The organism is Spelaeicoccus albus (assembly GCF_013409065.1).
In the GTDB taxonomy this organism is placed as follows: domain Bacteria; phylum Actinomycetota; class Actinomycetes; order Actinomycetales; family Brevibacteriaceae; genus Spelaeicoccus; species Spelaeicoccus albus.
This window is the reverse complement of record NZ_JACBZP010000001.1, coordinates 554,879-578,341: the sequence shown is the minus strand read 5'-3', so window position 1 is coordinate 578,341 and position 23,463 is coordinate 554,879. Positions and strand designations below refer to the sequence as shown.

Below are 23,463 nucleotides of genomic sequence, written 5' to 3'. Positions count from 1 at the left end.
TCGCAATGACGACAAGGCAAGAAGCGATAGTATCCACACTCTTGAGCGAATACGGTTCCACGTACGCGCAAGATGCCGGGATCACCGTGCGCGACAAGCCGGCGCCGCTCTACCGGTTGCTCGTGCTGGCATTGCTGTTGTCGGCTCGCATCGGTTCGGACATCGCGGTGGCCGGCGCGCGCGAGCTCTTCGCATCCGGCTACCGCACGCCGCAAAAGATGCGCGACGCGGGCTGGAAAGAGCGCGTTGCCGCGCTGGGACGCGCGCACTATCGCCGATACGACGAACGGGCATCGACGGCGTTGGGCAACGGGGCGACGATGCTCATCGACGAGTACGGCGGCGATCTGCGCAAACTGCGGCTTGCCTCCACGGGCCGCGAGCAAATGCTCGGCAGACTGCAGGAATTCCCGGGAATCGGACCGACCGGATCGTCGATATTCTGCCGCGAGGTGCAAGCGGTGTGGCCCGAGCTCGCGCCGTTCGCCGACCGGAAGGTCCAAGACGGTGCCGAGCGTCTCGGATTGCCCGGCGAGGCGGCCAAGCTGGGCAAGTTCGTCGAATCCGCCGATATGCCGCGACTGGCCGCGGGCTGTGTGCGAGCAGCTCTGCACGAGGACGTTGCCGACGCCGTCCTGCGCCCTTCCGGTGACAGCGGCACACTCGTCCGGGGACGCTAGCTTTCCGGGGTCAAGTCGGCAATGCCGTGACGGAATGCCCACACGACTATCTGCACCCTGTCGCGCAGATCGAGTTTCGTCGTAATCCTGCCCAAATGGGATTTCACGGTACTGATTTCGAGGAACAGACGTTCGGCGATTTCCGCGTTGCTCAATCCTTCGGCCAGCGCGCGCACAATGTCGATTTCCCTGGCCGACAAGCTTTCGGAGGCCGCCGGCGCCGCATCGGTGACGGGAGGACGGCGGCGGGCGAATTCGCCGATGATGCGTTTGGTGACTGCGGGGGAGACGAGCCCGTCGCCGCGCGCGGCCGCGCGAACGGCGCCCGCGAGGTCATCGGGATCGGTGTCTTTCAAAATGAAACCGGCCGCTCCGTTCTCGAGCGACGAATAGAGGTAGTCGTCGGTGTCGAACGTGGTGACGATGATGACCGGCAGCGGGTCGACAGTCTCCGGCCCGGCGAGCTCGCGGGTTGCGCTCAGTCCGTCCCCGCCCGGCATCCGAATATCCATCAACACGACGTCCACCCCGAGCGCGCGGGCCTGCCGGACGGCGTCCGGCCCCGAGGATGCTTCGCCGACCACGTCGATATCGTCGGCGCCGTCCAGAAACAGTCGGAAACCGCGCCGGATCACTTGCTGATCGTCGGCAATGAGCACCTTAATCATGATGGGACTCCCGTGAAGTCGGCCGGGTCCGCGCCGGCAGCGGCAGCTCGGCGGTTACCCGCCACCCGCCTTCATCGGCACGGCCCGCGGTCAGGGTGCCGCCGAGAAATGCCGCACGTTCGCGCATTCCGGCCAGTCCGAACCCCGGCTCCTCGTCAGGCGGCGGTGACGTGGGCTCCGCGTTGGTCACCGTGACGGTCACCGAGGTGTCCGTCGCGGCGACCCCGACCCGGATCGGTGCGCCGGGAGCGTGCCGGTGCGCGTTGGAGATCGATTCTTGAATGATCCGATAGCAGGCCAGGCCGACGGTCGGATCGATGTCACCCGCACTGTCGGGGAGCGTGAGCGCAATGCGCGGATTGATCGTGCGCGCCGCAGCGATGAGCGCCGGCACGTCGTCGAGAGATGGCTGCGGCTCGTGCGCGCTCCCGTCGTCCCGGCTTCCGGGAGACCGGCGGAGGACGCCGACGACGCTTCGCATGCTGTCCAGCGTCTGTTGCCCCTGCACCGTGATGTCGGCAAGAAGCTCGGTGGTGGTTTCCGGATCCGTCAGCTGGAGGCGACGGGCTGCTTTGGCCTCGATGATCAAGGCGGTCAGGTGGTGTGCAGCCATATCGTGCAGCTCACGAGCCATCCTATTGCGTTCGGCGGCAAGTGCTTCGCGCAGTTTGGCATCGTGTTCGCTCAGTTGTGCGCGGGCGAGCTCGCGCGATGCTTCGCGGCGCCGGTCGTACAGCGCGACGCCGAAACCGGCCAGCGCGAAGAGAGCGTTGTTCGCCGCCGAGCTGAGCACTATCAGCAATACGGCCTGAAGATCGCCGATGTTCAACCTGGCCATGATGCTCGGCACGTCGCCCAGAACGGTGCATTGCACGGCTGAATCCAGGGCTATCAGGGCGCCGAGCAAGAGCAGCATGGTCCGCGGCCGGACACGCCGTCCGAGGCTGAACAGCGAAAACATCAACGCCGGATTGGCGGCCAGCATTCGGTTGCCCAGCAGCAGGCACAAGACGAGATAGCCGATGGCGCACACCGCGAACACGGTGATGGGCCGGCTTATCCGCCACGCCAGCGCGATGCACGAGGCAAGCAAGATGGCGGACGCCGCGGCCGCTCCCCACGCGGTGAGCGCGGCAGGACTGACGGATTCGAGACGATCGCGACTGACGGTCCATGCATTGGGGACCACATACACGAGTTCAAGCGCCACGAAAAGCAGCACGACCAGCACCGATCGGGCCCGCGGACGCTGGGGCATCGCGCGGGCCCATCGGGGGCCGACGGGGTGCAGAGGTGTCAACGAACGTGTCCTGACCGCTTCTATTGTGCGTGCATGGGGCAAATGAGTGCTGTGCTCAGTCTGTCATCATGCCGGGACGTCGCGCCGCCGTAGCGTGAATCCTCCGACGCCGACCGTGCAGACCATCCACACGATCAAGGCAATCAAGGCGATCGACGGCGCCACCGAGACGAGCGCTCCTCCGCTGAATTCACCGCTGCCGTGGTTGACGGCGGTACCCAGGCCGAGCGGGAGGAAATCAGCGATTGTGGTTCCCTTGACCAGGAAGGCGACGATGGAACGGACGAGTGATTCGGCAAAGACCCACGTGAACACGATGACGAGTGCGGCCACCTGGCTGCGTACTATCAGCCCAACGCCCATGCCGATTAACGCCATCGCGATGAGTGCGGCGACCTCGATCAACCAATTCGTCAGCATTCCGCCGACGGGGACGGCCAACGGCACGCCGTGTATGACGAGTCCGAGCGTCAGTGCGACGGCGGTGATGGCGACGAGCACGACGGCGATGGCGGCTGCAACCGTCGCGATCGCCGCCCCACGGGCAGCCAGCGCGCGGGTCCGGCTCGGCGAGGCGATCAGCGTCGTCGACATCGAGCCGAATCGGAAGTCGCCCGTGACGTTCAACAGGCCGAGGACGATCAGGCAGATAGCGCTGATGCCGGTACTCGATCCGGAGGCGCCGGAGATGTTCAGTGTCGCCCATTGCATCGACGCGTGCGAGAAGCCCGCAACGTCGAGCTCGCCGGCCACGGCGCTCGACGACCCGGCGACGTTCTCGGCCCACGACACGAAGTCACGAGCGAAAACGGACAGGAGCGACGTCGCTATGACGCCTATCGACGACACGATGGCGACGATCCACAGGGCCCGTGAATACAGCAGTTTGGCGAGTTCGCTTTTGTACATGGCGATCATCCTTTGAGTCCGGAGGTGACGGGGACGGAATCGTCGCCCATCACATTGAGGTAGAAGTCTTCGAGTGATTCCTCGTGCACGAGTTCGGCCAGCGGACCGGAAGCGACGATCCGCCCGCGCCCGATCAGCACGAGATCGTCGGCGATCTGCTCGACTTCGGCAAGCACGTGACTCGTGATGAGCACCGACTTTCCGGACGCTGCGAACTCGCGCAGCGTCGTCCGGAGCCAGCGGGCTCCCGCCGGGTCGAGACCGCTCGTGGGTTCGTCCAGGATCAGGATGTCCGGGTCGCCCAAAAGCGCCGTGGCCAAGCCGAGCCGTTGTTTCATGCCGAGCGAGAATTGTTTGATTGTGCGGTCGGCATCGCGGTCGAGGCCGACGAGTTCGAGTACCTCGTCCACCCTGGCCGGCGGCAGGTGGGCGGCCAGGGCGGCGATTACCAGATGGTGGCGCGCGGTTCGGCCGGGGTGTAGGCCGGCGTTGTCGAGCAGGACGCCGACGGTGCGGGTCGGATTCGGGAGGTCGACATATCGTGAGCCGCAGATCAAGGCGATGCCGGACGTCGGCCGCGCCAGTCCGAGAAGGGCGCGGAGCGTCGTCGTCTTGCCCGAACCGTTCGGACCGAGAAACGCGGTGATGTGTCCGGGCGGCACGGAGAGGCTTATTGAGTCGAGTACCCGACGGGACGAATAGGTTTTGGTGAGGTCCTGGATTTCAATGCGTGGTTGCATGTCTTCATCGTGCCGGGGCACGCATGGGTCTCGCGCCGGGCGGAAGCAGGAACCTGGGTTACGACTTTTGGCTGAATTCCGGGGCCCCGCGGGCCGTTCGACGGCGTCCCCGGAGCACCGGAATCATGCTGAGCAGGCAAGCAAGAGTCGTGGCCAGAATCAGGATGCGGTAGTCGACGAGGCCGAGCAGCGACGCGCCGACCGCTGCCGTGAAAACTTGCGGCAGGTTGAACGCGAGATTAGCCGCCGCCGACACGCGCCCTTGGAGACGGTGCGGCGTCTCGGTCTGCCGGAGGGTGACGAAGGCGACGATCATCCACGTGATGCCGAGCCCGAGCAGGCAACTGCCCAGGCAAAAGAGCATGAGCGAATCCGTCGCGAACAAGGCGATGGCCAGGCCGGACAGTCCGACGCCGGCCGCCATCGTCGTTTCGAGTCCGACGAACTTGATGACGCGGCTCGCGGTGAGGCCGCCGGCCACGGCGAGCACGCCCTGCAGGCTGACGATGACACTGATGAATTCGGGCGGCTTGTGCACCCCGTACTCGATGGCGGCGAAGGCGACGGCGTTGATCATGCCGGTTGCGGCAATGCAGATGAACACCGTCAGGAGAGGCCCGCGCAAGCGGACATTCGCAGTGAGGAACCGCAGTCCGGCCGTCGTCCGGCGCCAAAACGTCTCGTCCGGATCCGGTTCCCGGGCCGGTTCGTCGACCTGCAGAGTCACGAGAACGAGTCCGGTGGCAAGGAAACACGCGGCAGTGAGCAGGACGACGGCGTCCATGCCCCACAGCGCGTACAGGCCCGCACCGATCAACGGGGAAATGATGCGCAAACCCTGATCGATGCTGCTCAGCAATCCATTGGCCGGGGCGAGCAGCCGGTCGGGAAGCATGGCACGGATCAGCCCGGATTGAGCCGCGGCAGTGAGATAACCGGTATTGGCGTAAAGGAAGATCGACACGAAGATCAGCCACAGCAAGCGGGAATCGTGCACGAGCAGGAGCGGTAGGACGATGGCGGCCGCCGCGAAGTTGTTGACCACCAACACGTTCTTGCGTGGAAAACGGTCGGCGAGCTGGCCGGTGAGCGGGGCGAACAGTGCAGGCAGGCCGAGCGCCACGAATGTCAGACCGGCGGCCGAATTGCTGCCGGTGAGGTCTTTCATCCAAATGGCCGCCGTGATGTAGAGAGCCGAGTCGCCAAAGTTGCTGACCACCCATGCCCCTGCGAGCCGGCGGAATGGACGGACGGCCAAGGCCTCACGGTTCGTGCCGACGTCGTTTTCGGCCGTCGCCGTGTCGTCCGTCATCACCGGCCACTCGTTTCATCGTGCGGGTCGATGTTCAAGACCCCGAACAGGTTGACGTGTCTGGCGCCGTCGGGTCGAAGCTCGGGATTGGCGGTACGACCGGCAAAGCGCTCGCCGAGGCGCAGCAGTTCTTCCCGCAGCTCGTACATTTCGTCCAAGGTGAGGTAATACGAGGCGCCGTAAACTGAAGCCGCTTCGACCTCCTCAATGGGCTGGCTCGGGGCAACGCGCAACCACTCGTGTATCCGCTCGGTCTGGACGCTGACGGACATCGACGCGAGTGACGACAATGCGTGCGCGGCACCCGGGGCATTGCGATCGATCACCTGCGAACGGCGGTGCGAGACGACTTTCCACGGCTTTTCGCGACCCCGGCGTTCGGCCGGCTCGATGTATCCGTGCTTGGCGAGGGTGCGCAAATGGAACGAGCAACTTGCCACTGACTCGCCGATCGCGTCGGCGCACTCGGTTGCCGTGGCCTCGGAGACGTCGTCGAGATAGCCGAGCAGCCGAAGACGGACCGGATGGGTCAGCGCGCGAATATGGACCGGGTCGGCGACGACTTGCTCGCCTTCGTGGGTCGGATAGTGAATATCGCCAGTCTGATCCTCGGCTTTGGTCATGCGCTCAAATTACATTCTAAAGAGAGTTTTAGCAAGAGATCTTTAGAATGTAAATCATCGTGTGTGCTCGGAGACGAGCACTGCGCTGGTACCGCGTTCGAGTGCTTGAAACGTATGTGCCACGTCGCCGGGATACGAAATGTAATCGCCGGGTTCGAGTTCCACTGGATCGCTGGCGATTCCGACCAGCGCACGGCCCGTGCCGAGTACGACGTGTTCGACAACTCCCTGGGCGTGAGGGTCGGCTTGCCGCGAGGCGCCCGGCTCTGCGGTGAGGCGGAAAACGTCCCGCCGTGCCAGCGGTGGGCACGCGGATAGTAGCGTGGCGCGGTATTCCGCTTGATCGGACTGTAGCTCGGGGCCGTCGCCGGCCCGGATGACTTGGACGCGCGGCTTCGGGGCGTCGAATAGCACCGAGATTTGAATGTCCAATGCGATGCAGAGTGCCCACAGCGTTTCGACACTGGGGTTGCCCCCTCCCGATTCCAGCTGTGACAGCGTGGATTTAGCCACGCCCGCCTTGCGGGCCAGCTCGGAGAGGGAGAGCCTCGCGCGTTCGCGTTCGCGGCGGAGGGCTCGGCCGATCGCATCGAGGCGGCTTTTGCTGTCGGTAGTCATGTGTCCAGTTTACCGGACGGCGCGTTCGGTTTGACGAACACTTGACGACCGTTCAATATTGTGAGGTATGCGTTCGTTATGGCGAACACTGAGTCGCCCGATATTGCGAAACATCGCGTTGGTCTGTTTGGCGGACGGCGTGGTGGGCCTCTCGTATGGGGCGATCGCAGTGAGCAAGGGCTTTGAACTCTGGGTGCCGGTGGTGTTGGCGATTGCCGTGCTGGCCGGTGCGGCCGAATTGTTGTTCGTGGGAATTGTGGCTTCCGGCGGCAGTGTCTTCGCCGCCATGGCGGCCGGACTGTTAGTCAATGCCCGCCATCTGCCGTTCGGGGTCGCCGTTCGAGACGTGATCGGCAGTGGGTGGCGCCGCGTGCTTGGAAGTCACGTCATGAACGACGAGTCGGTGGTTTTCGCGCTGAGTCAGCAACAAGCCGACAAGAGGAAAGCGGCATTCTGGATATGCGGCGTCGGCATCTTGATCTGCTGGCCGGTGGGCGCATTCGTCGGCGGGCTGATTGGCGGTTCGATCGGGGATACCGACGTATTCGGGCTCGACGCCATGTTCCCGACGGTCCTGCTCGCGCTCGTGCTGCCGTCGCTCAAAGACCGCCGTACGAGGCTTGCCGTCATTGCCGGAGCGGTGATCGCCGTGGCCACGACGCCGTTGCTGCCTGCCGGCATGCCCGTGCTGCTTTCGCTGATCGGACTGATTTTCACTGCCGGAAAGAACCGGGGATCATGAGCACGCTGACGCAATTGTTGATAGCCATCGGCGGACTCGCAATTGGAACTTTCGCGTTTCGTGTTGCCGGCCCGCTGCTGGGGAAGAACGCAAAATCGCCGGACGGCGAGGGTGAGCCGTGTGCCGGCGCCGAGGGCGAACGGCGCGGGCTCCCGCCGTGGCTCGAGGCATTGATGTCGCGCGGGGCCGTCGTCTTACTCATTGCGGTCGTCGCAAGCACGGCATTGACGGAGGAACAGGGGTTTGCCGGCATCGCCCGGCCGGCCGGAGTACTTGTCGGCGGAGTGCTCGCGTGGCTGAAGGTACCGTTCATCGTGGTGATCCTTGCGGCCGCCGCGGTCGCCGCCGGCTTGCGGTTGATGGGCGTGGCCTAGTGGTACAGGGTTATCCGGTGGCGAGGTGTCGGATGGTTGCGGCGGTGTGTTTGGCGTGGTTCAGGGCGTCGAAGTAGGTGTTGCGGATCCATCCGTCGGGGGACACGGCGGTGCCGTAGATCGCCGGCGTGCGGCCGCCGGGCGCGGGCCGGGCATAGGGGATGCCATCGATCATGGTCATGGTCCATTGTCCGGTATGGATCAGTGAATGGTGCGCCGGACAGAGAAGGGCCATGTTGTCGATGCTGGTCGGCCCACCGCGGGAGAACCAGATGACGTGGTGGGCGTCGCACCAGGATGCGGGTCTGTTGCATCCGGGGAAGGTGCATCCTTTATCGCGTGCTTCAAGTGCGCGTCGCTGGGCCGGGGTGGCAAGGCGCACACCGGTGCCGAGGTCCAGGATCGCGCCGTTGGCGTCCAGGATGATGCGTTCGAATACCGCGTCGCAGGCGGTACGGGCCACCATCCCGGCGTCAACGAGCCCGAGGCCGGGGCTGAAGGAGCGGGACGGATCGTCCGGCCCGTACCGGCATTCCGGTCCGTCCGGCGGTTCTTGTCCTGGGCTTGTTCCCGGGCTTGTTCTCGGGTTTGTTCCCGGGCGAGGGGTCCGGGTGTCGCGGTCGCGGCGGCGGGCCCGGACCTGGTCTTCGGTGGTGACGATCACGATGCGTGGCGCGCGCCGTCCGGGACGCAGGCGTCCGGCACGCGACGTGCCGGTGGCCTTTCCTGCCCGCTCGGGCAGATCGAACAGTCCAAGGTTTGGCGCGTCGTCCGGATTATTGCCATCGGTGCTTTTGGGATCGGTGTTGGCCGCTGCGGTGTCCTCGGTGGTGGGTGCTGTGTGGATTTGCAGGCGTGCTGCGGCCAGGCGGATGATCTCGGTCAATGCGTCCGCGCGGCGTTGACCGGGTTTGCGCGGATCGCGGACCGTGACTTCGCCGGTGTCGTCACTGGTCTGCGGGAGCGGGCCCGATAATGCGTCAATGATCGCGGCAAACAAGCCTCCGGCATTCGCATCGAGCTGGTAGCGGCCGTGGACCATGCCGGCCAAATCCGTGCTGATCGCAAGATCGCGCCGGTTGAACGCGTCCGGATCGAAAAGGTCATCGGTGGGCGGGGCGATTTGGCGGAGGAGCTCGTCACTGAGCTCGGCCATCTTCCGCGGACTCATGGTCGGCGCGTGGGTAGCGAAAAAACCAACCAGCACCTTGGAAACTTCGTCGTCCGCCCCGGCCAGATCGTTATCGACTGTCGTGTCCGGGCCCGCGTCGGGGTCGTTTTCACGCGCGCGCAGGAAGTGTTCGGGGATCCGGTCAAGAGCACGCACGGCGGTATCCACATGGGCCAGGCGAATCGTGCCGTCTTCAAGCATGCCGGCCATCCCGGCCAACGGGCCCGGCCGGCACGTCGGCACCAGCGCGGACGTTTCGACAGTGGACGTATACAAAGCGTGCGCGGCATCCAGATCGGCTTTCGCCCGACCCGGCGACGCCCCACACCCGGCAGTAAGAAGATTCGCCGTCGACACCGCCCCAACCCGGCTACCCGGCGCCGCCCCGCGCGCATCGACTTCGGCAACCAGCCGCAAATACGCGGCATCCGAAGCCCGACGCAACCGATCGACCTCAACCAGGTGATCCGTCAATTGCCGATCCGACAATGTCGCACACGGGGCGTCGACCAGGCCCCGCACCGACGCGCCCCACCCGGCCAACAACCCCGGCACCGAATCGTCTAAGCGAGTAGCCTCGCCCGGCCCGCCGTCGCGCGTGCAAGCACTATCAGTCACGGCCATGCCCGAATCGGTACCGGTGCCGGTGCCGGTGTCGGGCGGAGGATCGACGTGACCGGTCTTGGCAATCAGCGCATTCAGGATCGACTGCGCGTTCTCCGGCGTGATGTCGACCATGTTCCCTGTCGCCTCCCGCCCCTTCGCGGTCGTGCCGGTCGAACGAGTGGATGACCAGAATATATCGATTCGAAACGATCATCCATGTCCGCTTACTCATATCAGTATACGCTTAAAAGCAAGCAATGAACGATTATTGTTCGGATTGATTCCTATTATTTTCGTGTTTTTGTGACGCGTTTTGCGGGGTCGAATTCACTTGTTTCCCACGCCCACCACCAGCACCAGGACAGCTATCGATACGGCGGGTGTGCGGCTGATATTCAACGTTCCAGCAGGCCGAATATGCCCCAGCCGAGCATGTCGCGCTGGTATCGCGTGTAGCTCAATTGGCTGTTCGTCAGTTCGGCGCGCACCTCGTCGAACATCGGATCGTGCGGATTGTCTTCCAGCCAACGGCGCATCGTCAGCCATTTCGGTGCGACGTATCTGTCCCAGTCGTCTTCACTCGATATGAACATCTCGACGACGTCCAAATCGCACGCCGTAAAGCGCGCGACAAGTTCGTGCAGCGACGATGAGAACTCGTCAGCCGAGAATCCCATCTCGACCGACTCCTCTGCTGTGGGAGCCTTTCGCCAGAACGGTTCGCCGATCAGCATGAGCCCTTGCGTCGTCACGCTTTGCCGCAACAGCTCGATGGTCCCCTCGACGCCATTGCCGATCCAGGTGGCGCCGATGCAGCACGCGACGTCGAAACGCTGCCGGGGCGAAAAGTTGCGGGCGTCACCGTATTCGATAGTGATCCGGTCGGCCACGCCAAGTTCGCGCACCCGGTCACGCGCATCGGCCACAAAGACCTCACTGAAGTCGACACCGAGGCCGGAGATTCCGTAGTCGCGAGCCCACGTCGCCAGCATCTCGGCCTTTCCGCACGCCAGGTCGAGGACGGTCGTCGAATCATTGAGACCGATCGCTTGCCCGAGTCGATGCAGCTTCTCCGGTGAGAAGGCATTGAGGATCCGCTGGTCGGCCTCCATGATTTCGTGGATCCGTGGTATCGGCATGTCGGTTCTCCGAGCGTGTGGGAGTATTTCCCCCACACGGTATGGTCATCCGCCCGTCGCGTCCATTGATTTTGCGCGAGAAAATGCTCCGATCACCGGTGCCGGCCCACACGCGGAACGGTCGGTGCGAGGTCGCGGCAGGGTCAACGCCCGATGCCGAAGAGCGGCAACAACACGTCGTCCACGACCTCTTTCAGGAAATCGTTCGTGACGGCGTCGTGGCCAAAGAGGAACTGCTGCCGGAGTAGCGCCGGCCCGGTCTCCACCTTCCGCTCGTTCACGAGCGCCGCATCGATCTCGCCGCGTTCAACCGCGCGTTGTACGGCCGATCGGATCGTGGTCGCGGTGCGCCCCTCCGTCAGCTTCCGGAAGCGTTCCCTGCGAACCGGATCCAGCAGGGACTCGCCGATGAGCCCGCGCATCGCGGAGCCCACGCTGCCGGACAACTCCACATTGGCGGCCTTCAATGTGCGCAGCAGATCTCCGCGCAGACTGCCGGTGTCGAAGGCTTCCGGCCCGGGCATCCGGTGATAGACAGTGTCGCGGACCAGTGCGATCTTGTCCGGCCACCGGCGGTACAGCGACGCTTTGCCGGCGTGAGCACGGATCGCCACGGACTCCATGGTCATGCTTTCGTAGCCGACGTCGTCGATCTCGGCCAGCACGGCTTCGAAGATCGCGTGCTCCAGCACGGCGCCGCGCCGGCGGGGGAGCGTCCGGTGGTCAATGGTGCGTCGGCCCACCTTCGCGCTGCGCACGTCGGCGACGCGACTGCTCCCGCTCACGCCGGCCCCGCCTGTGCGTCGGTGGCGTCTTCGGCATTCACCACGAACCCGAGGTCCCCGTCAACGGTGATCCGTTCGCCGTCCACCAGCACGGACGTGCCCGACCCGGTGCCCATCACCGCCGGGATTCCGTATTCGCGGGCGACGATAGCCGCATGCGATCCGAGCCCTCCGGTGTCGACGACTACCGCGGCAGCTCGCTGGAAAAGCGGCGTCCAGGCCGGATTTGTGTATGGGCAGACCAGTATGTCGCCGGAACGCAGCTCGCCGAACTCGGACGGGGCACGAATCACCCGGACCGGTCCGGTCGCCGTGCCGCCGCTTGCGGGTGTCGCACTGAGCCGGACGCCGTCCGGAGCCGTCCGATCCGGAGAGAAGCTCAGCACGTTGATCAACGGGACGCCGGCAAAACCCGCCATGATCGCGGTGCGGCGCATCGCCAAGTCGCTCAATCGGCCTACGTCGGAGGCGGTCAATTCGTCGACGTCGTCGATGGCCTCGAGCTCGTCGAGTTTGAACAGGTACACCTCTTGCGGAGCTTCGATGACGTGCCGGGCGACAAGTCGCCGTCCGATCTCCGCAAAAACGTCTTGCAGGATCGGGAGCACTTGCGTGCCGTAGAAATGCGAATCCTCACGGAACGCCAATCCGAGCCGAGCCGCCTCGATGGTGTCCAGCACCTGCCGGCGGCGCTTGGGATTCCGCAAAGCCGGATGCCGGGCGAGCTCGGCGATGGCGGTGGCGGTCCGGTCGACGGTGTCGTCCGGCGGAGTGTCCGCAAGTACCTTGACGAGACCGAGCACGACAGTCGGATCCGACCTCCACGTCGGCTCCGACACGAGCAGCGGACTGACGGTTTCGCGGTGCCCGAACCGATCGAGCAGCGCCGTCAACGCAGTGTTGAACGCGTCGAATTCGGGGGCGCCCCGCAGTAATTTCAGGAGTTCCGCGCCCTGCAGCTCGGTGAAAGCCTTGCTCAAGCGCTCGTCATCGCGCACCATCTCGGCCAGGGCATTCAGTGCATCGTTGGCGGCCCGCGTCTGCGTGGGAGCACCGGCAACCAGGGCCGATGCCAGATCGGAACGCCGAAGCGCTGCGAGCTCGGCGCGCAGCTTGCCGGCCGGGGCGAACGAGCCGGGAAGGTAATCGATGCGCAGCTGCGTGATGACGTCCATGGCGGCGAACAACTCGCTGGGCATCGCGGTGAGGTCGCGCCACGAAAGTGCCCCGACGTCGCGCCGTCGCAGCTCGGCGACGGCCGAGAGGAATTTGGCGAATCGCGCGTCCCGCTGCCAATGTGCCGGCTTGTATCGTTTGATGCGGCGGGCCAGCGATGCCGGCGCCCCCAGCGATCGCAACGTCGGGCGCGGGACCGGAGGGATGAAACTCTCTATGACGCCGTCCGTCTCGGGGAGGAAATCGGGCATGTCGGGGAATCGCACTGCGACGCTGGCCGCCATGTCGCGCACCATTTTGACGATGCCGCGGTCCATCCACCCGGAGGCATCGAGCGGAGTCGGACGGGTCTGCAGCATTTCAAAGAAGAATGGCCCGACCTTGCGTTGGAACGCGTTCAGGTCGACCTGCTCCGGTGGCAGCGCAGTCATCGGGCGGGCCTGCACGAGCCGGACCTCGCCGTCCGCCAACGCCCATTCCATGTCCTGCGGCCGCCCGAAATGCGATTCGACGGACCGCCCGAGTTCGGCAAGCCGCGTCAGCGCCGAGTTCGGCAACTCTTGCGTCGCCGACGGTGTTCCGGCCACCTCATCGGTGCCGCCGTCGTCCAATCCGCTGATGACTGCTTCGTTGCCGCCCGCCCGCCACTCGTCGATTTGATTGTTCGAGTCCAGGACGAAGTGCTCGGGCGTGACAAGCCCGGACACCACGGATTCGCCGAGGCCGCGGCTCGCATCAACGACTATCTGACTGCGGTCGCCCGTGACGGGATTCGCGGAGAACATCACGCCGGCGAATTCGCTCGGCACCATGCGCTGGACGACTACTGCAATGCTCACATGGTCGGCCGCGACGCCCTGCCGCGCCCGGTACGAGATCGCGCGGTCCGTCCACAACGACGCCCAGCATCGTGCCACGGCGTCAATCACGTCGTCGGGGCCCTTGATGTTCAAATACGTGTCCTGCTGCCCGGCGAATGCCGCGCCGGGCAGGTCCTCGGCGGTGGCGGACGATCGAACGGCAACGGCTCCCTCGCCCAGACCGGCATAGGCGGCGCGGATGCCGTCCGCCACGGCCCCGGGCATGGCAGACGACGCGATCTCGCGGCGGAGTGCGGAACCGTCGCCGTCCGCTCCCACCCGGGTTTTGAGATCAGCTCCGATGCCGGTCTCGGTGAGCATCAGGTCGTAAGCCGCGGTGGTCACCACGAATCCTCCCGGCACCGGGAATCCGGCGCGGGTGAGCTCGCCCAAATTGGCGCCCTTGCCGCCGGCGATCGGCAGATCCTTGGCGCCGAGGCTGTCGAGCGAGGCGATAAGCGGTGGGCGGGCTTTCGTCCCGAGAGGCGAGGCGCTCGGCGACGAACGACGGGGTGTGAACTCGGGATCGTCCGCTCCGGTGTGCCGGGTGATTGTCATTCGATCCTCCAGGGAACGAAGTTAAGAAACTTTCAGTTCTTTAAAAAGCTACACCCGCCCATTAGAGAACACAACGTTTACTAAATGATTTTTCGAGGCATTGACTATTGTGGCTAATAGTATTAGCTTTAGAGCTATGACAACTAGCCAATCCAATCAATCACATGCCATTCGCTATTTGAACAGGGATGAGGGGCGCATTGCTTATGAGGTCAGCGGATCGGGGCCGCTGATTGTGGGTGTTCCGGGCATGGGCGACTTGCGTTCCACTTTTCAATACCTCATGCCGGTGCTCGTCGGTGCGGGATTTCGGGTTGCGGTGATGGACCTTCGCGGTCACGGGGACAGTGACGCGACATTCGCCTCCTACGACGATGAGGCGGCCGCTGGCGACATTGCCGCGCTGATCGCCGAGCTGGGAGGGCCGGCTGTCGTGATCGGCAATTCCATGGGTGCCGGTGCTGCCGTCCTGGCCGCCGCTGCAGCCCCGGACACGGTCAGCGGGCTGGTGTTGATCGGCCCGTTCGTCCGTGACCCGCACGTCGCGCCGCCGGTCAAAATGCTCATGCGGATCGCCATGACACCGCCGTTCGCCCGCCTGGTCTGGAATGCGTATCTGCCGTCGCTTTATGCCGGGACGAAGGGGGAGGGATTTGGCGAGCATCGACGGGCGATCATGGATTCAATGAAGCGCCGCGGACGTGCGACGGCCTTTTCGCGGACCACCGCGACCTCGCATGCGCCGGTCGAAGCCGTGATCGGTCGCGTGCAGTCGCCAACCCTCGTTGTGATGGGGAAGCTCGACCCGGACTTTCCCGATCCTTCCGTTGAAGCCGATTGGGTCGCCGACGCCGCGTCCGCCGATGCTGCGTCCGGCCAAGTCGTCATGATCGACGATGCCGGGCACTACCCGCAGTTCCAACGACCGGACCTGGTGAACCCGGCGATCATCGACTTCGTGCGTGCGGTGAGAGCCGGTGCCTAGAGCAGGTCTCACCCCGGCACGCATCGTCGACGAAGCCGCGATCCTCGCTGACGAGGTCGGCTGGGAGCAACTGACGCTCGCCGCCCTCGCCAAGCGTCTCGGCGTCCAGCTTCCGAGCCTCTATAAGCACGTGGCGGGTCTGCCGGCGCTTCGCCGCCTGTTGGCCGTGCGTGCCAAGACCGAGCTGGCCACCGTGCTCACGCGCACAGTTGCCGGCAAATCACGCCGGACGGCTCTTGGGGCATTGGCCGAAGCGTTCATGGGATGGGCCCGGCGACATCCGGGCCTCTATCCGGCGACCGTCGTTGCTCCCGTTGTCGGTGATGTCGAGGACGAGCGGGCAAGCGCGGACGCCGTCCAGGTCATTTACGCCGTGCTGGAGGGGTACGGCCTCGACGACGAGCGAAAAGTCGATGTCACCCGAAGCCTGCGCGCAGCACTGCACGGCTTCGTCGGTTTGCGCCAAGCCGGCGGATTCGCCATGGAACGCAGCGTCGATGACAGTCTCGGGTGGTTGATCGGCACGTTTGACAATGCGTGCAACTCACGATGACGGTGCCCGACTTTGCTTATCCGACGCCGAGTAGGCCGATAAGGGCTCGCTCAATCAGGTGTTCGAATGGCCGGGTGTTCGCCGTCGGAAGCCGGATGCGCAAGATACGCGTCGTCGCGGCGCCGGAGTGGTCGGCGAACTCGCCCGGCTGCGGTAGCGGGCCCTTGGCTCGTCTGCGGCAACCTACCCGCGCTGGGTCATGATGATCGGGTCGCCATCGGTGATTGCGATCGTGTGCTCCATATGCGCGGCGCGCGAACCGTCGGCGCTGCGTAGAGTCCAGCCGTCGTTATCGGTGTAGATCTTATCGGTGGTGTGCATCAGCCACGGCTCGATTGCAATGACGAGGCCCGGCTTGAGCTTCAGGCCGCGCCCGGGCCTTCCGTTGTTGGGCACGTGCGGATCGCCGTGCATGATGCGCCCGACCCCATGACCGCCGAAATCCGTGTTGACGCTGAAGCCGTTGTCCGTTGCGATCTTGCCGATGGACGCCGAGATGTCGCCGAGCTTGTTTCCGGTCCGGGCCGCCGCGATCCCGGCCGCCAACGCCTCGTCGGTCACGTCGATCATGTGCAGGTCCTCTTGACGCGGCGTGCCCACGACGAAGCTGAGTGCCGAATCGGCGACCCAGCCGTCGACGGACACCGCGAAATCAAGGCTGACCAAGTCGCCGTCCTGCAGCTGATAATCGTGCGGAAGCCCGTGCAGCGCGGCATCGTTCACCGACGTGCAAATGACCTTGCCGAACGGCGACGCTCCGAACGACGGGTGATAATCGACGTAGCAGCTGACTGCCCCGCGCTCGCGAATCATTTTTTCGGCCATCGCGTCGATCTCGAGCAGGTTCGTGCCGACGCCGACCTCGCCCTGCAACGTGGACAGGACGCGTGCGACGAACTTTCCGGCCGGGCGCATTTGTTCGACTTCGGTAGCCGTAAAGAACTCGATCACTAGCGACAACTTTCATGCGACGGGATAATCGGCGCTCCGGCGGCGGGCCGCGCGGGACGCTCTCTACGAAACTCTGCCACTTCGCCTCCGGCGTCAATGACTCGCCCCGGTATTCGCGGGCCGCGGCACGGCCGCCGCATGCCGTGCCGCCGGGATGAGTACGAGCCCCAGCGCGGCCAGGGCAAAGAAGAGGAACCCGACCGAGCGGCCGCCCCAGGCGGCCGTCATCGAGACGAGAGACGTGGTGGTGAGCGTCGTGAAAAGCGCTGCCGCGACCGATTCGGCCAACACGACGGCCGTGGCGGCCCGCGCCTGGCCGATCCCATCGTCCGTCGGCTCGACAATGCGGTTCATGATGTCGATATATCCGAACCCCATCCCGACGCCGGCAAGCAGCCAGCCGATGACGAAGATGGTTCCGGACGCCGTCCCGGACGGCAGTTGCATCGCTGTTCCTACCAGCACAAGCCCGGACAGCAGTCCTCCTATCGCTCGGGTCAGGCGAGCCGTGAACGCTGCGCCGGACGCCGCCGGACGCCGTCCGCAATGGAATCCGACGACTGCCCACCCCAGTCCTCCGGCGGCCAGGAGCACGCCGATTTGCGGGGCCGAAAATGCAAGAGTGTCGTGAGCGGCTATCGCGATCAGGCCGGATGCGCCGAAGTACACGCCGCACAGCACGAACATGGCCGCGATGGCGCCGGGGCGGCCGCGCGCCAAGCGCGCGACGCCGCTCGGCAATAGCGCGCGGACTGCGATCAGGACTGCTGTCACGCCCGCGCCGCATGCCGCGATGCGCCACCACGATGTGTCGGTGAAAAGCGAGACAAGTGTGATCCCCGCGGCTAAAAGCAGGGCCGAGGGAATCGAGAGGCCGGCAGCGTCGTCGGCCCGCACCGGCGAATGTCGCAACTGCCGGGCAATCATCCCGCGCGCCGCGAAGAGGATCGGCAGGTATGCCACGAGCGCCCATCGCCAGCCGGCCACCACCGAAATCCACGACGCATAGGCCGGACCGATGATCGACGCGAACACCCAGACCCCGGACAGCGCCGCCAGGACGATCCGACGCCAGTGTTTCGGCATCTCGGTGACGATGACTCCCATGCCGACAGTGGCAAGCGCGCCCGCGGCCAGCGCGCGTATGGCGGTGCCGACCAGGAATGTCGGCATATCCGCTGCCAGGGCGCACAATGCGGACCCGAGCGCCGTCACCGGCAGCAGCAAAGTCAACAGGGTCGACGAGCGAAAGCGCGTGAGTAATGCCCCTCCGATCGGCATCGTGATGAACGTGCCGATCTGGCTGACGGCCGTGATGATGCCGTACAAGTGCCGCCCGTCCAATTCGGCGGCCATGAGCGGTTTGACGGTTTGCGTGACGTAGGTCTGCATGCCCGCAATGAGCTCGATCACCACCATGGCGACGGCTATCCATCCGATCCTGGTGCCGACGGCGTTTCGCCAGCTGACCGGCAAATCGTGCGCTGCGGACATTGACTGCCTCTTTCTCTTACTAAAATACAAGAATGCTAGCATGATTGCAGAATTATGTCGGGGGACGTGCACCCGATAGTGTCGCGCTCATGACACCGAGCGACCTCATCATCCGCGAGCCCGTGCCCGCCGACGGGCCGGCGATCGGCGCCGTGCACGTCGATGCGTGGCAGTACGCGTACGCCGACCTGATGCCCGCCGAATTTCTTGCCGGCCTGGACGCCGAGGAGCGGGGCAAGTGGTGGCAGCGAACCCTTGGGCTGCCACCGGACGGCAATACGGTTCTCGTGGCCGAACTGGACGGTCGGATCGTCGGGTTCGTGGTATTTGGAGAGCCGCGCGACGACGTGCCGGCCGGCACGGGCGAAATCGCCGCCATCAATTTTGCGCACGATGCGTGGGGCAGCGGATACGGATCGGCGTTGTTCGCCCGCGCCGTGCAGGGGCTGAAGGCACGCGGGTTCACCGGTGCCTACCTCTGGGTGGCCGCCGGCAATAAGCGCGCCATCGGGTTCTACCGGCATCACGGGTGGAGCGACGACGGCTTCGAAGAGGCCGACGAACAACGCGGATTCACCATCCGCGAGCGCAGATTCTCGATCGAGTTCTGAGCCGGGCTTCCGGCTCAGGCAAAGCCGAAGAGCGGCGGAAATGCCACGACGACCGCGGCAGCCCAAACGCCATAGACCGGCAAATACTGCGTTTGCCAGCGTTCCAGTGCGGTGAACCGGCGCCGGTTGCGCACAAATCCGACGGAAAGCCGGGCCGCCCCGGCCAGATGGACGAGGAGCAAGAGATTCACGCCGAGGGCGGCGATCTTATTGGGGCTGAAGCCGAACTCGGCGATGCGCGCGAGCATGGCCGTCAGCATCACGGCATCGACGGCAAGGGCCAAGACCACGAGGATCAGTTGCATGACGTCGAAGAACCCGGCCCGCGAAAGTGAATCACGAGCGGAAATCGAGTAGAGCAGCAGGGCTAGCACGAGGATGAGGATCGCATCCATGAGGATGAGCAGGTCGCGGTCGACCTCGATGAGGCCCCCGGAGGCGGCGAGAACCGCCAAGAGCGTCAGAAGCATCACGATCGTCAGCGGGGTGAAGACGCGCGTGAGCACTGGAGCGATATTCTCGACGACGTTTTGTTTGGCCTCGACCAGCCATGCTGCGACGATGAAAGCGCCCGGCGCGGCGAACGGAAGAATCCAGCCCCCGATCACCGGTTCCAGATCGACGCCCACGAGTTGCAGAACCGCCGAGGTCAGTCCGATCAAGATGCCGCCGCCCAGACCCAACAGGACGAAATAGATCGCCAGCTCGCCCGTGAAACGGACGAAATCCATCCGCCGGCCGCCCGAGCGCCAGCGCCCGCCCACATAGCCCACTCCGGCCAGCAGCCAAAGCACGACCGGTGCGTGCAGGATGACGAGCAATTCGGTGGAACCGGCCGGAACGAACGGATAGACGTTGACGGCCACGGCAAGAATGACGAAGGCAATGAGCAGTGCGGTCACCACGCGAGCGCTAAATCGTCGCTTCCATGCGAAGTATGCGGTAAGGAACGGAAAGACGAGCAATCCGCAATTGCGCGCCGGTACGCCGGCGCCGGGCATCCATGTCAATCCGGCCTTGACCGCCAAGCCGGCCCCTGCGGCAAGTCCCAGCACGATGGCGGGTTCGCGCCACGCCGAGCTGCCGGCCGGCCCCGACGTTTCCGGGACCAGGGCGAGCTGCTTCCAGAGCCGATCGGAATGCTCGCGGGCGTATTCGCGCGAAATCGCGTCCATATTGCCGAGGCGCTTGATGGCGACGAGGAACGACTCCTCGTCGTCGAGACCGGAAGAGGTCAGATCGGCGATCTGGTGGCGCAAATGGTCTTCGAGTTCATCGACGTCGTCGACGGAAATGGCCTGCCGTCGCTGGACGTACCCGCGCCATCGGGCAATCTGCGTCTCCGTCTCTGTCGGCAGCGTCATCAGGCCCACCCGTGCGCGCGGGCCGGCGGGACTCGGCCGTTTTGCCACACCGCGCGCAAAGCCTCGGCCACGACGGCCCATTGGTGTTGCCGTTCGGCAAGTGCTTCCCTGCCGGCGGCAGTGATGGAGTAATGCTTGCACCGGCGTCCGACCTCCGAGACGCCCCAGGACGACGTCACGTAGTCGAACCGTTCAAGCCTGTGCAGGAGTGGGTAGAGCATGCCGTCGGTCCACTGCATCGTCCCGCCGGACAGTTCGGCCACGCGCCCCAGGATTGCGTAGCCGTGCAGGTCGCCCTCGGTGAGGATCCCCAAGACGAGCGGCGTGGCCGACGCGGCGACCAAGTCCTTGTCAAAGCGCATCCGTCCCCCTTGGGTAGTCGATCGATACCTAGTACTGCAAGGTGTTGAAGCATAGCAGTTCTAGGGGTGGTTGGGCGGATGCGACCTGAGATTCCCGGCGGATAGTGGCACACTTCTGGCATGGACGTGAATGCGGAGGCCGGCAGCGAGTTTGCACCCGAAGCCGACCTTGCATCCGATGGTCCGCCCACCGCCGAACATGCGCGCCTTGCCGCGTCGCCGGACGAGGTGGCCGCGTGGCGCCGGTGGGGACCGTACGTCTCGGCCCGCCAGTGGGGTACGGTTCGCGAGGACTATTCCGCCGACGGCAACGCCTGGACTTACTTTCCGTTCGACCAATCGCACGCGCGAGCGTACCGGTGGGGCGAAGACGGGCTCGGCGGTATTTGCGATATCACCGGAACGTTGAACTTCGCGCTGGCCGTGTGGAACGGCAACGACGATCGCATCAAGGAACGGCAGTTCGGCGTCACGGGCGGACAGGGCAACCACGGCGAAGACGTCAAAGAGTATTGGTGGCCGGTCGACGCGACGCCGACGCATTCGTGGGCCGACTGGCTCTACCGCTATCCGCAGGCGGCATATCCGTACCGGGAACTGATCGCCGAAAACGCACGCCGCACCCGCACTCAGCGCGAATTCGAGCTGTCCGACACCGGCATACTCGACGACGATCGATTCTTCGACGTGCGGCTCACGTACGCCAAGGCCGCGCCGGACGACATCCTGATCACTATCTCGGCCACGAACCGCGGCCCGGATACGGCGCCGCTCCATCTGATTCCGCACTTGTGGTTCCGCAACACGTGGGCATGGGGCGATTCGGGGCGCGACGAGAATTCGGAGAGCCCGGCCAAGCCCGAGGTGAGCATCCTGCCGGGATCGGACGGCGTCAGTGCGTTTCGAGCGCGCCACGACGAGCTTGGCGCATACGTGCTGAGTGCGGAGGGAACGCCTGCAGCGCTCGTCTGCGACAACGAGACAAACGCCGTGGCGATCTTCGGCTCCGCGGCGAATCGATCGCCGTATCCCAAGGACGCCGTCAACAAGGCGGTCGTCGAGGGAGACGACTCAATGCTCAATCCGCACGGCACGGGCACCAAGGCGGCATTTCACTACGTGTTCGACGCGGTCGAGCCCGGTGACACCGTCACGGTACGCCTCCGGCTCCGCGCCGAATCGGCGACGAGCGCCACGGGGAGCCGAGAGGCCGGCACACCGTTCGGCATCGAATTCGACGGGATCCGCAGGGAACGGGCGCGCGAAGCCGATGAATTCTACGAATGCGTCATCCCGCCGCAGACATCCCCGAACGACACGCTCGTGGCGCGCCGCGCCTTTGCCGGCCTGCTGTGGGGCAAGCAGCTGTACACGTACTCGGTGAAGCGGTGGCTCGACGGCGACCCCGGACAGCCCGCGCCGCCGCCGTCCCGCCAATCCACGAAGCCGCCCGGCCGGAATGTCCGCTGGCGCCATCTCGACCTGGCCGACGTCATCTCGATGCCGGACGCGTGGGAGTATCCGTGGTTCGCGGCCTGGGATCTGGCATTCCACTGTGTGACGCTTGCCGAGATCGACCCGGAGTTCGCCAAAGAGCAGCTGTTGCTCCTGTGCCGCGAATGGGCAATGCACCCCAACGGTCAACTGCCGGCGTATGAATGGGCGTTCGGTGACGTGAATCCGCCAGTGCACGCGTGGGCCGCCTGGAAGGTGTATTGCCTCGACGGCAAGCGCGACACCGGATTCCTGATCCGCGTCATCGGCAAATTACTTCTCAACTTCTCGTGGTGGGTCAGTCGTGAGGACGCCGACGGATCGAACCTGTTCGAGGGCGGATTCCTGGGGATGGACAACATCGGGCTGTTCAACCGGTCGGCGCCGCCTCCCGGGGGAGCGCGGCTCGAGCAGTCCGACGCGACGAGCTGGATGGCGTTCTATTGCCTCGGGATGATGCAGATCGCCGTCGAGCTGGCCCGAAAGGACCCGGCATGGCAGGACATCGCCGTGAAATTCCAGCGGCACTTCTTCGACATCGCCGCGGCCATGAACAACTTCGGCTCGCACGCGGTCTCGCTATGGGACGACGGCGATCAGTTCTTTTACGACGTGCTGGTCAAGCAGGACGGCAGTTTCCAGCGGCTCCGCGTGCGATCGATGGTCGGGCTCTTGCCCCTCGTGGCCGTGGCAAGCTTCGACAAGGAGGAATTCAACGGGTTGACCGAGCTGGCCGGCAGACTCGACTACCTGCGCCGGCGCCGGCCGGAGGCAACACGGGAATTGGTCAGCGAACAATCCGACACCATCACGTTCTCTCTGTTGGACGACGCCAAACTGCGCGCCGTGCTCGGGTGGATGTTCGACGAATCGGAGTTCTTGTCGCCCTATGGCGTGCGCGCGCTGTCGGCCGCATACGTGGACCCGTACACGGCTGACGTCGGCGGCGAACCGCTCAGCATCCGCTACAACCCGGGCGAGTCCGACACGGCGCTGTTCGGCGGCAATTCGAACTGGCGCGGGCCCGTGTGGTTCCCCGTCAACGTGCTGCTTGCCGACGCGCTGCACACGTACAGCGCTGCCGGCGCTCACTCGGTCTCGGCGCGGGCCGCACGCGATCTCGACGAACGACTCATCGGCTTGTTCCGACCCGGAGCCGACGGACGTCGTCCGGGAACACCGCGCGACCACGGCAGCGGCGAGCTGTGGACGGCCCATCCGACGTTCAGCGAATATTTCCACGGCGACACCGGGGAGGGACTCGGCGCCTCGCATCAAACCGGCTGGACGGCGTTCGTGGCGCATTTGATCTGTCGGCGCAGTTCCACCGGCAATTCGACCGGCAATTCCACCTCTGACACAGTCCGCATCACCGAATAAGGAGTTCG

The 23,463-nt window shown here is 65.0% G+C and carries 22 protein-coding genes; 7 read left to right on the top strand and 15 right to left on the bottom strand.

What is annotated here, in order from left to right:
• Positions 1-5: 5 nt before the first annotated feature.
• On the top strand, positions 6-680 hold the full coding sequence (locus BJY26_RS02785; protein ID WP_179425463.1) for an endonuclease: 675 nt from the start codon (positions 6-8) through the stop codon (positions 678-680).
• Here BJY26_RS02785 and BJY26_RS02780 read toward each other — a convergent pair.
• The 7 genes from BJY26_RS02780 to BJY26_RS02750 all read right to left on the bottom strand — a co-directional run bounded on the left by BJY26_RS02780 (position 677) and on the right by BJY26_RS02750 (position 6,850).
• The gene (locus BJY26_RS02780; RefSeq protein ID WP_179425461.1) at positions 677-1,348 is read right to left on the bottom strand and encodes a response regulator transcription factor; all 672 of its coding nucleotides are present in this window, start codon (positions 1,346-1,348) and stop codon (positions 677-679) included. The two genes, BJY26_RS02785 and BJY26_RS02780, sit on opposite strands and share 4 nt — an antisense overlap.
• Positions 1,341-2,606 carry a sensor histidine kinase gene (locus BJY26_RS02775; protein ID WP_179425459.1) on the bottom strand — a complete coding sequence of 422 codons (1,266 nt, stop codon included), beginning with the start codon at positions 2,604-2,606 and terminating at the stop codon, positions 1,341-1,343. The genes BJY26_RS02780 and BJY26_RS02775 overlap by 8 nt, the downstream gene beginning before the upstream one ends.
• 108 nt (positions 2,607-2,714) lie before the next feature.
• Positions 2,715-3,557, bottom strand: a complete 843-nt coding sequence (locus BJY26_RS02770) for a hypothetical protein (RefSeq protein WP_179425457.1) — start codon at positions 3,555-3,557, stop codon at positions 2,715-2,717.
• Positions 3,558-3,562: 5 nt separating this feature from the next.
• On the bottom strand, positions 3,563-4,297 hold the full coding sequence (locus tag BJY26_RS02765; protein ID WP_179425455.1) for an ABC transporter ATP-binding protein: 735 nt from the start codon (positions 4,295-4,297) through the stop codon (positions 3,563-3,565).
• A gap of 58 nt (positions 4,298-4,355) precedes the next feature.
• Positions 4,356-5,609: an MFS transporter gene (locus BJY26_RS02760; RefSeq protein WP_237249202.1), complete on the bottom strand. Its 1,254-nt coding sequence runs from the start codon at positions 5,607-5,609 to the stop codon at positions 4,356-4,358.
• Positions 5,609-6,232 (bottom strand): ArsR/SmtB family transcription factor, encoded by a 624-nt coding sequence (locus BJY26_RS02755; protein WP_179425451.1) that lies wholly within the window; start codon positions 6,230-6,232, stop codon positions 5,609-5,611. The genes BJY26_RS02760 and BJY26_RS02755 overlap by 1 nt, the downstream gene beginning before the upstream one ends.
• A gap of 54 nt (positions 6,233-6,286) precedes the next feature.
• Complete coding sequence (locus BJY26_RS02750; RefSeq protein WP_179425449.1) at positions 6,287-6,850, bottom strand: helix-turn-helix domain-containing protein; 564 nt, start codon at positions 6,848-6,850, stop codon at positions 6,287-6,289.
• 67 nt (positions 6,851-6,917) lie between these two features.
• Between BJY26_RS02750 and BJY26_RS02745 the strand changes: the two genes are divergently transcribed.
• Positions 6,918-7,592, top strand: coding sequence for an AzlC family ABC transporter permease (locus BJY26_RS02745; RefSeq protein ID WP_179425447.1), 675 nt, complete (start codon positions 6,918-6,920; stop codon positions 7,590-7,592).
• A complete protein-coding gene (locus tag BJY26_RS02740) occupies positions 7,589-7,966 on the top strand; it encodes an AzlD domain-containing protein (protein ID WP_179425445.1) in 378 nt (125 codons plus the stop codon). Before BJY26_RS02745 ends, BJY26_RS02740 begins: the two co-directional genes overlap by 4 nt.
• Positions 7,967-7,976: 10 nt before the next feature.
• On the opposite strand, the gene BJY26_RS02735 is transcribed toward BJY26_RS02740, so the two are convergent.
• From BJY26_RS02735 to BJY26_RS02720, 4 genes are all read right to left on the bottom strand, one after another.
• Positions 7,977-9,875: an HNH endonuclease signature motif containing protein gene (locus BJY26_RS02735; protein WP_179425443.1), complete on the bottom strand. Its 1,899-nt coding sequence runs from the start codon at positions 9,873-9,875 to the stop codon at positions 7,977-7,979.
• Between the two features lie 263 nt (positions 9,876-10,138).
• The gene (locus BJY26_RS02730) at positions 10,139-10,882 is read right to left on the bottom strand and encodes an SAM-dependent methyltransferase (RefSeq protein WP_179425441.1); all 744 of its coding nucleotides are present in this window, start codon (positions 10,880-10,882) and stop codon (positions 10,139-10,141) included.
• Positions 10,883-11,025: 143 nt separating this feature from the next.
• A complete protein-coding gene (locus tag BJY26_RS02725; protein ID WP_218852227.1) occupies positions 11,026-11,667 on the bottom strand; it encodes a TetR/AcrR family transcriptional regulator in 642 nt (213 codons plus the stop codon).
• Complete coding sequence (locus BJY26_RS02720; RefSeq protein ID WP_179425440.1) at positions 11,664-14,261, bottom strand: PEP/pyruvate-binding domain-containing protein; 2,598 nt, start codon at positions 14,259-14,261, stop codon at positions 11,664-11,666. The genes BJY26_RS02725 and BJY26_RS02720 overlap by 4 nt, the downstream gene beginning before the upstream one ends.
• Before the next feature lie 136 nt (positions 14,262-14,397).
• Between BJY26_RS02720 and BJY26_RS02715 the strand changes: the two genes are divergently transcribed.
• Both BJY26_RS02715 and BJY26_RS19490 read left to right on the top strand, forming a co-directional pair.
• On the top strand, positions 14,398-15,246 hold the full coding sequence (locus BJY26_RS02715; RefSeq protein WP_179425439.1) for an alpha/beta fold hydrolase: 849 nt from the start codon (positions 14,398-14,400) through the stop codon (positions 15,244-15,246).
• A complete protein-coding gene (locus tag BJY26_RS19490) occupies positions 15,239-15,799 on the top strand; it encodes a TetR/AcrR family transcriptional regulator (RefSeq protein WP_179425438.1) in 561 nt (186 codons plus the stop codon). Before BJY26_RS02715 ends, BJY26_RS19490 begins: the two co-directional genes overlap by 8 nt.
• A gap of 183 nt (positions 15,800-15,982) precedes the next feature.
• On the opposite strand, the gene map is transcribed toward BJY26_RS19490, so the two are convergent.
• Positions 15,983-16,750 (bottom strand): type I methionyl aminopeptidase, encoded by a 768-nt coding sequence (gene map / locus BJY26_RS02705; RefSeq protein ID WP_179425437.1) that lies wholly within the window; start codon positions 16,748-16,750, stop codon positions 15,983-15,985.
• Between the two features lie 93 nt (positions 16,751-16,843).
• The gene (locus BJY26_RS02700) at positions 16,844-18,244 is read right to left on the bottom strand and encodes an MFS transporter (RefSeq protein ID WP_179425436.1); all 1,401 of its coding nucleotides are present in this window, start codon (positions 18,242-18,244) and stop codon (positions 16,844-16,846) included.
• Between the two features lie 89 nt (positions 18,245-18,333).
• On the opposite strand from BJY26_RS02700, the gene BJY26_RS02695 reads away from it, so the two are divergent.
• Positions 18,334-18,855, top strand: coding sequence for a GNAT family N-acetyltransferase (locus BJY26_RS02695; RefSeq protein ID WP_179425435.1), 522 nt, complete (start codon positions 18,334-18,336; stop codon positions 18,853-18,855).
• A gap of 14 nt (positions 18,856-18,869) precedes the next feature.
• Here the strand turns inward: BJY26_RS02695 and BJY26_RS02690 are convergent, their stop codons facing one another.
• Complete coding sequence (locus BJY26_RS02690) at positions 18,870-20,219, bottom strand: permease prefix domain 1-containing protein (protein WP_179425434.1); 1,350 nt, start codon at positions 20,217-20,219, stop codon at positions 18,870-18,872.
• On the bottom strand, positions 20,219-20,581 hold the full coding sequence (locus tag BJY26_RS02685) for a PadR family transcriptional regulator (protein WP_179425432.1): 363 nt from the start codon (positions 20,579-20,581) through the stop codon (positions 20,219-20,221). The genes BJY26_RS02690 and BJY26_RS02685 overlap by 1 nt, the downstream gene beginning before the upstream one ends.
• 120 nt (positions 20,582-20,701) lie before the next feature.
• Between BJY26_RS02685 and BJY26_RS02680 the strand changes: the two genes are divergently transcribed.
• Complete coding sequence (locus BJY26_RS02680) at positions 20,702-23,455, top strand: MGH1-like glycoside hydrolase domain-containing protein (RefSeq protein ID WP_218852225.1); 2,754 nt, start codon at positions 20,702-20,704, stop codon at positions 23,453-23,455.
• Positions 23,456-23,463: the final 8 nt, after the last annotated feature.

Coding starts and splice junctions, on each gene's coding strand:
- BJY26_RS02745 (WP_179425447.1), top strand. CDS start 6,918: ATGCGTTCGTTATGGCGAACACTGAGTCGCCCGATATTGCGAAACATC.
- BJY26_RS02750 (WP_179425449.1), bottom strand. CDS start 6,850: ATGACTACCGACAGCAAAAGCCGCCTCGATGCGATCGGCCGAGCCCTC.
- BJY26_RS02770 (WP_179425457.1), bottom strand. CDS start 3,557: ATGTACAAAAGCGAACTCGCCAAACTGCTGTATTCACGGGCCCTGTGG.
- BJY26_RS02720 (WP_179425440.1), bottom strand. CDS start 14,261: ATGACAATCACCCGGCACACCGGAGCGGACGATCCCGAGTTCACACCC.
- BJY26_RS02695 (WP_179425435.1), top strand. CDS start 18,334: ATGACACCGAGCGACCTCATCATCCGCGAGCCCGTGCCCGCCGACGGG.
- BJY26_RS02785 (WP_179425463.1), top strand. CDS start 6: ATGACGACAAGGCAAGAAGCGATAGTATCCACACTCTTGAGCGAATAC.
- BJY26_RS02755 (WP_179425451.1), bottom strand. CDS start 6,232: ATGACCAAAGCCGAGGATCAGACTGGCGATATTCACTATCCGACCCAC.
- BJY26_RS02775 (WP_179425459.1), bottom strand. CDS start 2,606: ATGCCCCAGCGTCCGCGGGCCCGATCGGTGCTGGTCGTGCTGCTTTTC.
- BJY26_RS02780 (WP_179425461.1), bottom strand. CDS start 1,348: ATGATTAAGGTGCTCATTGCCGACGATCAGCAAGTGATCCGGCGCGGT.
- BJY26_RS02735 (WP_179425443.1), bottom strand. CDS start 9,875: ATGGTCGACATCACGCCGGAGAACGCGCAGTCGATCCTGAATGCGCTG.
- BJY26_RS02730 (WP_179425441.1), bottom strand. CDS start 10,882: ATGCCGATACCACGGATCCACGAAATCATGGAGGCCGACCAGCGGATC.
- BJY26_RS02680 (WP_218852225.1), top strand. CDS start 20,702: ATGGACGTGAATGCGGAGGCCGGCAGCGAGTTTGCACCCGAAGCCGAC.
- BJY26_RS02685 (WP_179425432.1), bottom strand. CDS start 20,581: ATGCGCTTTGACAAGGACTTGGTCGCCGCGTCGGCCACGCCGCTCGTC.
- BJY26_RS02760 (WP_237249202.1), bottom strand. CDS start 5,609: ATGACGGACGACACGGCGACGGCCGAAAACGACGTCGGCACGAACCGT.
- BJY26_RS02765 (WP_179425455.1), bottom strand. CDS start 4,297: ATGCAACCACGCATTGAAATCCAGGACCTCACCAAAACCTATTCGTCC.
- BJY26_RS02700 (WP_179425436.1), bottom strand. CDS start 18,244: ATGTCCGCAGCGCACGATTTGCCGGTCAGCTGGCGAAACGCCGTCGGC.
- BJY26_RS02740 (WP_179425445.1), top strand. CDS start 7,589: ATGAGCACGCTGACGCAATTGTTGATAGCCATCGGCGGACTCGCAATT.
- BJY26_RS02690 (WP_179425434.1), bottom strand. CDS start 20,219: ATGACGCTGCCGACAGAGACGGAGACGCAGATTGCCCGATGGCGCGGG.
- BJY26_RS02715 (WP_179425439.1), top strand. CDS start 14,398: ATGACAACTAGCCAATCCAATCAATCACATGCCATTCGCTATTTGAAC.